Raw genomic sequence first — 8,492 nt, forward strand, 5'->3', positions numbered from 1 at the left:
CGCGTCGGTCGCCGCATAGGTCGCCGCGGCGGCAGCGGCGTCGGGCGTGGGTCCGGTGCCGACAGCGTCCCGGGACGCCTCGGCGAGGTCGATCGCGCGCCGGGCCGCGGCCATCTCGGCGGCGAGTCGGTCGTGGTGCGTAGCGCGCCGCGACCGGGCGGTCGCGACGAAGCCCGCGATCAGCAGCACCGCGGCGCAGCAGATCCAGATCAGCCAGTGCGGCATTCGGCTAGCCCTCCCGGGGCGGCGCGTCGAGGGACAGTGACGGGACGCCGGGCAGGCTGACCGAGTCGGCGAGCAGGCCGAGGGCCCGGTCCAGGAGGTCGACCAGGTCCGAGCCCGGCTCGCGCAGCCACTGCTCGTAGGAGGCGAGCGCGGCGCCCAGCGCGATGTGCCCGACCACCATGGGCGTGAAGTCCTCCGGAGCGCAGCCCAGCCGGTCGGCGGCCAGCCGGGCGACGACGGCCCGCCACTTCCCGTAGCGCAGTGTCGCGTGCGCCTGCAGCACCGGGTTGTTCAGGATCAGCGACATCCGCACGCGGTGGCTGGCGAGGACCTCGTCGCTGAAGGTGTTGAAGTGCACGACCCCGGCGCGGATCGCCTGCAGCAGCGGCAGCTCGCCGGTCTCGCTGGCCAGCCAGGCCGCCCAGTCCTCGAGGTGGTCGTCGAACGAGCCCCACACGATGTCGTTCTTCGACGGGAAGTAGCGAAACAGCGTGCGCCGGCCGATCCCCACCTCCGCGGCGATGTCGTCCACGGCGACGTGGTCGAAGCCGCGCTCGGCGAACAGCCGCAGCCCCACAGCCTCGATCTTCTCGTGGCTGGTCGACGGGCGGCGCCCCGGGCGCGCAGGTGCCCGGCTCTCGTCGATCTTCACCGAGGACTTCCTTTCGGCACCAGGTGCCAGTATGGTCTGGATCATAGTCGGGCGTAGGCTCGGCGAACGACCACCCCACTGAGAAGAGGATGCCATGACCGAGCAGACGTCCACCCTGACCGATCCCGAGGCGCCCGTGGCCGACGACACCCTCACCGAGCTCGTCGAGGAGGACACCCTCGTCGAAGAGGTGTCCATCGACGGCATGTGCGGCGTCTACTAGGCGTGCTCGACTCCCGTGCCGCATGGGCACTGCATCCCGCGGTGTCCGTGCGGCCCGAGCCGTTCGGGGCGCTGCTGTACCACTTCGGCAACCGCAAGCTCTCGTTCCTGAAGGACCGCACGCTGCTGGCCGTCGTCAACGTGATCGGCGAGCAGCCGTCGCTCGATGCCGCGCTGGACGCCTGCGGCGTCGAGGACACGCAGCGGCCCCGGTACCTGAAGGCCATCCAGACCCTCGTGGCGAGCGAGATCGTCGTGCGCCGCGACGCCACCAGCGACGCGAAGGAATCCGCATGAGTCTCGTGAAGCAGTTCGAGCTCGGCCTCGACGCCCCCATCTGCCTGACGTGGGAGCTCACCTATGCCTGCAACCTGGCGTGCGTGCACTGCCTGTCCAGCTCCGGCAAGCGCGACCCCAACGAGCTGAGCACCGCCGAGGCCAAGGCGGTCATCGACGAGCTGCAGCGGATGCAGGTGTTCTACGTGAACATCGGCGGTGGCGAGCCGACGATCCGGCCGGACTTCTGGGAGCTCGTCGACTACGCGACCAGCCACCAGGTCGGCGTGAAGTTCTCCACGAACGGCTACCGGATCACCCCGCAGGTCGCGCAGCGGCTGGCGGCCTCCGACTACGTCGACGTGCAGATCTCCCTCGACGGCGCCGACTCCGGGATCAACGACGACGTCCGTGGAGCCGGCTCGTTCGACACCGCGATCCGCGCGATGGAGAACCTCAAGGCGGCGGGCTTCAAGGGCTTCAAGCTCTCGGTCGTGTGCACCCGCTTCAACATCCCGCAGCTCGACGAGTTCAAGGCCATCGCCGACCGGTACGACGCGCAGCTGCGGCTGACCCGGCTGCGTCCCAGCGGCCGCGGCGCCGACACCTGGGACGAGCTGCATCCCCTGCCACATCAGCAGAAGGAGCTCTACGACTGGCTGATGGCGCACGGCGACGACGTCCTCACCGGCGACTCGTTCTTCCACCTCGCAGCGTACGGCGAGGCCCTGCCCGGACTGAACCTGTGCGGTGCCGGGCGCGTCGTCTGCCTGATCGACCCGGTCGGCGACGTGTACGCCTGCCCGTTCGCGATCCACGACAACTTCCTCGCCGGCAACGTCCGCGACGAGGGCGGCTTCGCCGGGGTGTGGCGCGAGTCGGAGCTGTTCCGCGAGCTGCGCGAGCCGCAGACCGGGGGCGCCTGCGCGTCCTGCGAGTTCTTCGACTCCTGCCGGGGCGGCTGCATGGCCGCGAAGTTCTTCACCGGCCTGCCGCTGGACGGTCCGGACCCCGAGTGCGTGCAGGGCTACGGCGAGTCGCTGCTCGACGGGCGCGGCGAGATCAGCCTGCCCAAGCCGAGCGTCGACCACTCCAAGAAGAGCAAGCGGGGCAGCGGTCCGGTGCCGGTCACGATCGGCCGGCGACCCCCGGTCAGCGCCTGCGCCGAGGATCCGCTCGCCGGCTTCCAGGCCCCCGCGCGCGTCTGACCATCCCTTCTCCGAACAGAAAGGCCGCACACCCATGGCCAAGATCAAGAATCCCTGGGCGCAGAACCCCTGGTTCGAGACCGTCGCCGAGGCGCAGCGCCGCGCGAAGAAGCGGCTGCCGAAGTCGGTCTACAAGGCGCTGCTCGCCGGCAGCGAGCGCGGGGTGACCTACGAGGACAACATGGCGGCGTTCGCCGAGCTGGGCTTCGCACCGCACGTCGCGGGGCTCTCGGCCACGCGCGACCAGGCGACCTCCGTCATGGGCCAGGACATCTCGTTCCCGGTCGTCATCTCCCCGACCGGCGTGCAGGCCGTGCACCCGGACGGCGAGGTCGCGGTCGCCCGTGCCGCGGCCGCGCGCGGCACCGCGATGGGGCTCAGCTCCTTCGCGAGCAAGCCCGTCGAGGAGGTCTGCGCCGTCAACGACAAGGTCTTCTTCCAGGTCTACTGGCAGGGCGGCAAGGACTCGATGTCGCGGCGCATGCAGCGCGCACGCGACGCCGGCGCCAAGGGCCTGATCCTCACCCTGGACTGGTCGTTCGGGTTCGGTCGCGACTGGGGCAGCCCGGCGATCCCGGAGAAGATCAACTTCATGGAGATCCTCAAGCACGCCCCCGAGGGCGCCGTCCGGCCCGGCTGGGCGCTGGAGTGGGTGCGGTCCGGCGCGCTGCCGGACCTGACCACGCCGAACCTCACCGAACCCGGTGCCGAGGCGCCGACGTTCTTCGGCGCGTACGGCGAGTGGATGCAGACGCCGCCGCCGACGTGGGACGACGTCGCGTGGGTCGCCGAGGAGTGGGGCGGCCCGGTGATGCTGAAGGGCATCAGCCGCGTGGACGACGCCAAGCGCGCCGTCGACGCCGGCATGACCGCGATCTCGGTGTCCAACCACGGCGGCAACAACCTCGACACCACGCCGGCCACGATCCGGATGCTGCCGGCCATCGCGAAGTCCATCGGTGACGACATCGAGGTGCTGCTCGACGGCGGCATCCGCCGCGGCTCGGACGTCGTGAAGGCGGTCGCGCTCGGTGCCAAGGCGGTCATGATCGGCCGCGCCTACCTGTGGGGCCTCGGCGCCAACGGGCAGGCCGGCGTGGAGAACGTCCTCGACCTGCTGCGCAGCGGTATCGACGCGGCGCTTCTGGCGCTGGGCAAGGAATCCATCCACCAGCTCACGGCCGACGACATCGTCATCCCGCACGACTTCCTGCGCACCTTCGGTGACCGCAGCGAGGTCGCCGGGGACCACCGCCACGCCTGATCCCGACTCGCGGCGTACTTCGGTACCGAAATCACCTGGTTCTGGTACCGAAGCACGCCGCGAATGGCGTCCGGTCGGCCTAGTCCGGCGCCAGGAAGAGCCCGACCACCGCTATGGCGACGACGGCGAGGAGCGTGATCAGCGCCGCGAGGATCCACGCGCCGGTGAGCGCCGCGGTTGCCAGGCCTACGAGGAAACCGGCGATCGGGCCGGTGATCGACACGGCCACCCCGATCCGCCACCTCGTCGGATCCGTCCGCCGCGCGGCGCGGCTCGGTGCGGCGCGGGCCTCTCTGCCGAACAGGTGGGCCGCGACCGTGACCGCGGCGACCAGCAGCCACGCGCCGAGCACGGTCCAGCCGTACGCCGTCATACCGTGCGTGCCGACGCGCCCTCGCGACGCCGCTTCGTCCCGAACCACGCCACGGCGGCGATCGCGGCCGCCGTGCCGACGGCCGCGGTGCTCGCGATGACGGGTGTGGAGGGCTTCGCGAGCCGGTCCAGACGCTCCTGCAACGACACGCCGTGGGAGAAGTGCAGCACCGGCCAGTCGCGTGCCATCGCGATGGCCTTCAGCTCGCGGTCGGGGTTGACGACCGTCGGATGCCCGACCGCCTCGAGCATCGGCAGGTCGGTGGCCGAGTCGCTGTAGGCGTGGCTGAGCGCCAGGTCGTACCCGTGCTGCTCGGCGAGCCGGCGCATCGCGGCGGACTTGTGCTCCCCGTACGCGTAGAACTCGATCTCGCCGGTGTACCTGCCGTCCACCGTCTCGATCGTCGTCGCGATCACGTGGTCGACGCCCAGCATCGCGCCGATGGGCTCCACGACCTCGGCGCCGCTGGCGGACACGATGACGATGTCACGGCCCTCGGCGCGGTGCTCGGCGATCAGCTCGGTCGCCTCGTGGTAGACGATCGGGTCGACGACCTCGTGCAGGGTCTCGGCGACGATCGAGCGCACCTGATCGACGTCCCAACCCGCCACCATCTCGGTGAGGTGCCGCCGGATCTTCTCGATCTGGTCCTCGTCCGCACCGCTTGCCATGTACACCAGCTGGGCGTACGTCGCCTTGAGCACCGCGCGCCGGTTGATCAGGCCTCCGGCGAAGAACTGCTTGCCGAAGGCAAGCGTGCTCGACTTCGCGATGATCGTCTTGTCGAGATCGAAGAAGGCCGCCTGGCGCGGGGCGCTGGTCACCCGGCCAGCATAGGACGCCGGACGGCGCCGATAGCAGAACCGAGCGTCGTCCGGGCGCGCCACGGCGCCGGCCGTCCACAGCCGGTGCCGCTGTCCACATCCTCCGCCGGCCGGCCCGCGTAGCCGGGCGAATCCGCTCACGCTGGCGGCATGACCGAGGTCCCCGAGCAGAGCGTTCTGCTGATCACCGGCGACCGGGCGCTCGCGCAGCGCGCGGAACGCATCGCGGCCGCGGCGCGGCACCGCGTCGTCCGCGCCGACCCGCGGGTCGCCTCCGGGGCCTGGGCGTCCGCCGACGTCGTGCTCATCGGCGCAGACCGGCTCGGCGAGGTCGTCGACGTCGACCCGCCGCGCCGGGACGAGGTCTACGTGATCGCCGGCTCGACGGTCCCGGACTCCGCCTGGCGCGACTGCGTGAGCATCGGCGCTACGGACGCGGTCGCGCTCGACGAGTCCGAGGGCTGGCTGGTCGAGCGCCTGTCCCTGCGCCGGGCGGTCCGCGCCTCGGGCCGGGTGGTCGCCGTCCGCGGGGCGGCGGGCGGCGTCGGGACCTCGGTCGTGGCGGCCGGCCTCGCGCTCGCCGTCGCCGGTGCCCCCGCGGTGCTCATCGACACGGACCCGGCCGGCGGCTGGCTCGATCTGATCCTGGGCATCGACCTTGACGGGCTGGGCTGGGCCGAGCTCGCAGGGCTGCGCGGCCGCGTCGACGGTGCGGCGCTCGCCGCCTCGGTGCCCGGACGGGACGGGCTCTCGCTGCTGACCGCGGATCGCGACGCGCCACCGGTCACGCTCCGCAGCGATGCGCTGCGGGCCGCGGTGCTGGCCGGGTCGGGACTGGGCGGCACCGTTGTGGTCGACGACCGGCAGGCCGTCGATCTCGCGCCGACGGTGACCCGGCTGGCCGACGTGCTCGTCGTCGTCACGACCTCCGACCTGCGGGGCGGGCTCGCCGGCCGCCGCGCTGTCGACCTCGCCCTGGACGGCCGGGCGAGCGGGGTCGGTTCCGCGCCGGCGGTTCTCGTCGCCGCGCGGACGCCGCGGCGCGGGGCGCTCGAGACCGCGACGTTCACCGAGCTCGTGGAGGGCGCCGACGACGTCCTCTGGGTGCGCGAGCTCGCGGCGCTGGACCGTCGGGTCGGCCGGGGCCGGCCCGGGCTGCGGCCGCGCGACAAGCTCGTCGCCGACTGCCGCCGGCTGCTCGAGCTGTGCGCGACGCACGCGGGGTGGTCGTCGTGAGCCCGGACGACCGGATGCGGCTGATCGACGGCGTGCGGCGGCGGTGCGCCGACGACGTCGGCGACGTGGACACCGCCTCCCTCGCGGCGCTCATCCGGGAGGAGGCCAGGGGGTTGGTCAGCGACCGCGAGCTCCTCGAGATCCTCGCCGACACCGAGGCCATCGTGCTGGGCGCGGGGGTGCTCGAGCCGCTCCTGCAGGCACCCGACGTCACCGACGTGCTGGTCAACGGACCGGACGACGTGTGGGTCGATCACGGCCGTGGTCTCCGGCGGGCCGCCGCCGACCTCGGCAGCGTGGCCGCCGTGACCGAGCTCGCGCAGCGGCTCGCCGCGCGCGCCGGCCGCCGCCTCGACGCCGCGCACCCGTGGGTCGACGCCACCCTCCCTGACGGGTCCCGGCTGCACGCCGTCATCCCGCCGATCGCCGGCGGCTGCGCGCTGGTGTCGATCCGCACGATGCGCCGGCGCACGCTGCGCCTGGTCGACCTGGTCGAGGGCGGTCTGGATCCGGCCGTGGCCGACCTGCTCGTCGAGATGGTCACCGCCCGGCTGTCCTTCCTGGTCAGCGGCGGGACGGGTTCGGGCAAGACGACGCTGTTGTCGATGCTGCTCGAGCACGTCGCTGCGGACGAGCGTGTCGTGGTCGTGGAGGACGCCGACGAGCTGCGCCCGGACCACCCGCACACGGTGAAGCTGCTCTCGCGCCCGGCCAACATCGAGGGCAGCGGCGAGGTCCCGCTGCGCACGCTGGTGCGTCAGGCGCTGCGGATGCGGCCCGACCGGATCGTGGTCGGCGAGGTACGCGGGGCAGAGGTCACCGAGCTGCTGATGGCGCTCAACACCGGTCACCACGGCGGCGCGGGCACCGTGCACGCCAACAGCGTGCACGACGTACCCGCCCGGATCTGCGCCCTGGGCATGCTGGCCGACCTCTCGGCCGACGCGGTGCAGGCCCAGCTCACCTCGGCGGTCGACGTCCTCGTGCACGTCGGCCGGTCGCCTGACGGTCACCGCGGCGTCGAGCAGATCGCGCTGCTGCGCGCCGAGGATCGCCGTCCGGTCGTGCTCCCGGTGTGGCGACGCCGCGGCGGCTTCACCGCCGACGCGCGGCTGCTCGACGAGCTGCTGGGCGAGGCGCGATGACCGGCGTGGCCGTGCTCGCGCTCGTCGCCGCGGCGCTGGCGGTGTGGCCGGCGCCGGCAGTGGGCCGACGGTCGGGCGGCGCACCGAGGTGGTCTCGGTGGCGGCCACTCCCCGGCCGACCCTCGGTCGACCGGCCCCGCGACCGGGTGGCCGCGTCCTTCCTGCTGGGGACGGCCGCGCTGCTCGTCGCACCTCCGCACGCGGCTGTGAGCGCAGCGCTGCTGTCCTTCGTGCTGCTGACGAGCTGGGCGCTGTCCCGGCGCGGTCGTCGCCGCCTCCTCGAGCAGTCCGCCGACTGCGACACCCTGCACGCCCTGGCCGCCGAGCTGCGGGCGGGTCACTCGCTGGCGGTGGCGCTGCGCGCGACCGCCGCCACGGGGACGGCGCCGCTGTGCCGTGGCGCCGGCCGGGCCGCCCATGCCGTCGTGATGGGCGACGATCCCGCCGCCGCCCTGCAGCGAGCCGCCGGCGGGCCGCTCGGTGATCGGCTGGGCGCCCTGGTCCGGCTGTCCGGCACGCATGGGATCGCGCTGGCGCACGCCGTGGACGCCCTCGCCGCCGACGCCGAGGACGGCCTGCGTCGCCGCCGCGACCTCGCCGGTCTGCTGGCCGGGCCGCGTGCCACGGCCAACCTGCTGGCGGCCCTGCCGGTGTTCGGGGTGCTGATGGGCGAGAGCATCGGTGCGCATCCGGTCCGGACGCTGCTGCACACGCCCGCCGGGGCCGTCGTCCTGGTCGTCGGCGTCGCGCTCGCCGCAGCGGGCGTGCTGTGGACCCAGGCGCTGGTCGCGAAGGTGACGCCGTGATCGCCGCGGCGCTCGGGCTGGCGCTCGCGCTCGTCACCTGGCCGGACAGCGTCCCGGCGCCCGTCGCCCACCGGCGCCGCTCGGGTCCGGCGGTCGGTGCCGCGGTCGACCGGGCGATGCCGTATCTGCTCGGCGGAGTCGTCGGCGCGCTGCTGCTGGCCGTCGCCTCGGGTCCGGGCGCGGTCCCGCCGCCGTTGACGAACTCCATCTTGGACCCGACACCGCCGGGTTGGACTTGGACGCCGACGTGCCGCAAGTCTT

At 73.1% G+C, this 8,492-nt stretch carries 12 protein-coding genes; 8 read left to right on the plus strand and 4 right to left on the minus strand.

The features are described from left to right. Both F8A92_RS17790 and mftR read right to left on the minus strand, forming a co-directional pair. On the minus strand, positions 1 to 225 hold a 225-nt coding region (locus tag F8A92_RS17790), incomplete at its 3' end, for a hypothetical protein (protein ID WP_153506522.1). A 4-nt stretch (positions 226 to 229) separates the two neighbouring features. Further along, on the minus strand, positions 230 to 877 hold the full coding sequence (mftR, locus tag F8A92_RS17795) for a mycofactocin system transcriptional regulator (RefSeq protein WP_228389557.1): 648 nt from the start codon (positions 875 to 877) through the stop codon (positions 230 to 232). A gap of 136 nt (positions 878 to 1,013) precedes the next feature. Between mftR and mftA the strand changes: the two genes are divergently transcribed. The 4 genes from mftA to mftD are packed head-to-tail and all read left to right on the plus strand — an operon-like array spanning position 1,014 to position 3,847. Beyond that, positions 1,014 to 1,100: a mycofactocin precursor MftA gene (gene mftA / locus F8A92_RS17800; protein ID WP_228389560.1), complete on the plus strand. Its 87-nt coding sequence runs from the start codon at positions 1,014 to 1,016 to the stop codon at positions 1,098 to 1,100. 2 nt (positions 1,101 to 1,102) lie between these two features. Beyond that, positions 1,103 to 1,396, plus strand: a complete 294-nt coding sequence (gene mftB, locus F8A92_RS17805) for a mycofactocin biosynthesis chaperone MftB (protein ID WP_228389558.1) — start codon at positions 1,103 to 1,105, stop codon at positions 1,394 to 1,396. After that, the gene (mftC, locus tag F8A92_RS17810) at positions 1,393 to 2,583 is read left to right on the plus strand and encodes a mycofactocin radical SAM maturase (RefSeq protein WP_153506526.1); all 1,191 of its coding nucleotides are present in this window, start codon (positions 1,393 to 1,395) and stop codon (positions 2,581 to 2,583) included. The genes mftB and mftC overlap by 4 nt, the downstream gene beginning before the upstream one ends. A 34-nt stretch (positions 2,584 to 2,617) precedes the next feature. Then, positions 2,618 to 3,847: a pre-mycofactocin synthase MftD gene (gene mftD / locus F8A92_RS17815; RefSeq protein WP_153506527.1), complete on the plus strand. Its 1,230-nt coding sequence runs from the start codon at positions 2,618 to 2,620 to the stop codon at positions 3,845 to 3,847. A 79-nt stretch (positions 3,848 to 3,926) separates the two neighbouring features. Here the strand turns inward: mftD and F8A92_RS17820 are convergent, their stop codons facing one another. Both F8A92_RS17820 and F8A92_RS17825 read right to left on the minus strand, forming a co-directional pair. Next, positions 3,927 to 4,220, minus strand: a complete 294-nt coding sequence (locus F8A92_RS17820) for a hypothetical protein (protein WP_153506528.1) — start codon at positions 4,218 to 4,220, stop codon at positions 3,927 to 3,929. Beyond that, entirely contained in the window at positions 4,217 to 5,044 is an 828-nt protein-coding gene (locus F8A92_RS17825) for an HAD family hydrolase (protein WP_153506529.1), read from the minus strand. Before F8A92_RS17825 ends, F8A92_RS17820 begins: the two co-directional genes overlap by 4 nt. A 150-nt stretch (positions 5,045 to 5,194) precedes the next feature. Here F8A92_RS17825 and ssd point away from each other — a divergent pair, with 150 nt between their 5' ends. The 4 genes from ssd to F8A92_RS17845 form a co-directional block, all read left to right on the plus strand. Beyond that, on the plus strand, positions 5,195 to 6,280 hold the full coding sequence (ssd, locus tag F8A92_RS17830; RefSeq protein WP_153506530.1) for a septum site-determining protein Ssd: 1,086 nt from the start codon (positions 5,195 to 5,197) through the stop codon (positions 6,278 to 6,280). Next, positions 6,250 to 7,425 carry a TadA family conjugal transfer-associated ATPase gene (locus tag F8A92_RS17835; protein ID WP_228389559.1) on the plus strand — a complete coding sequence of 392 codons (1,176 nt, stop codon included), beginning with the start codon at positions 6,250 to 6,252 and terminating at the stop codon, positions 7,423 to 7,425. Before ssd ends, F8A92_RS17835 begins: the two co-directional genes overlap by 31 nt. After that, positions 7,422 to 8,231 carry a type II secretion system F family protein gene (locus tag F8A92_RS17840; protein WP_153506531.1) on the plus strand — a complete coding sequence of 270 codons (810 nt, stop codon included), beginning with the start codon at positions 7,422 to 7,424 and terminating at the stop codon, positions 8,229 to 8,231. The genes F8A92_RS17835 and F8A92_RS17840 overlap by 4 nt, the downstream gene beginning before the upstream one ends. Continuing rightward, a partial coding sequence (locus F8A92_RS17845; RefSeq protein ID WP_153506532.1) for a hypothetical protein occupies positions 8,228 to 8,492 on the plus strand: 265 nt, incomplete at its 3' end. The genes F8A92_RS17840 and F8A92_RS17845, both read left to right, overlap by 4 nt.

Source organism: Cumulibacter manganitolerans, from assembly GCF_009602465.1.
GTDB lineage: Bacteria > Actinomycetota > Actinomycetes > Mycobacteriales > Antricoccaceae > Cumulibacter > Cumulibacter manganitolerans.

What these genes read in the sequence shown, in the direction of transcription:
- mftC (WP_153506526.1), top strand. Translation starts at nt 1,393, where the DNA reads ATGAGTCTCGTGAAGCAGTTCGAGCTCGGCCTCGACGCCCCCATCTGC.
- mftD (WP_153506527.1), top strand. Translation starts at nt 2,618, where the DNA reads ATGGCCAAGATCAAGAATCCCTGGGCGCAGAACCCCTGGTTCGAGACC.
- F8A92_RS17820 (WP_153506528.1), bottom strand. Translation starts at nt 4,220, where the DNA reads ATGACGGCGTACGGCTGGACCGTGCTCGGCGCGTGGCTGCTGGTCGCC.
- ssd (WP_153506530.1), top strand. Translation starts at nt 5,195, where the DNA reads ATGACCGAGGTCCCCGAGCAGAGCGTTCTGCTGATCACCGGCGACCGG.
- F8A92_RS17840 (WP_153506531.1), top strand. Translation starts at nt 7,422, where the DNA reads ATGACCGGCGTGGCCGTGCTCGCGCTCGTCGCCGCGGCGCTGGCGGTG.